The organism is Ochrobactrum sp. SFR4 (genome assembly GCF_019730395.1).
GTDB lineage: Bacteria > Pseudomonadota > Alphaproteobacteria > Rhizobiales > Rhizobiaceae > Pseudochrobactrum.
Window position 1 is genome coordinate 1 of the sequence record NZ_JAAPBB010000252.1, and the last position, 418, is coordinate 418.

A 418-nucleotide genomic window follows, 5' to 3' on the forward strand; every position below is an offset into this window, starting at 1 on the left:
TGGCGGTTGATGATGCGATTGAAGCCGGTGCTATGGCGCTGTTTGGCGAGAAATACGGTGATGAAGTACGCGTGGTTTCCATGGGCACTGCGACACAGGGCGATAAAGCCGGTAAAACCTATTCGCTGGAACTTTGCGGCGGTACGCATGTTCGCCAGACCGGTGATATTGGTTTGGTGCGCATTGTCTCCGAAGGTGCGGTTGCAGCTGGTGTACGCCGTATGGAAGCGCTGACCGGTGAGGCAGCACGTCTTTATCTTGAAGAGCAGGATGAGCGCGTTAAAGCCATTGCATCTGCTCTGAAGACCACGCCGTCTGAAGCGCTGGAACGTGTCAACAGCCTGCTGGATGAGCGTCGCAAGCTTGAAAAAGAACTCACCGAAGCCCGCAAGAAACTGGCTCTGAGTGGCGGTTCCTC

General features: G+C 55.5%; 1 pseudogene. It reads left to right on the forward strand.

What is annotated here, in order from left to right:
- Positions 1-418, forward strand: a pseudogene (locus HBA93_RS18855) (alanine--tRNA ligase); the annotation flags it as partial.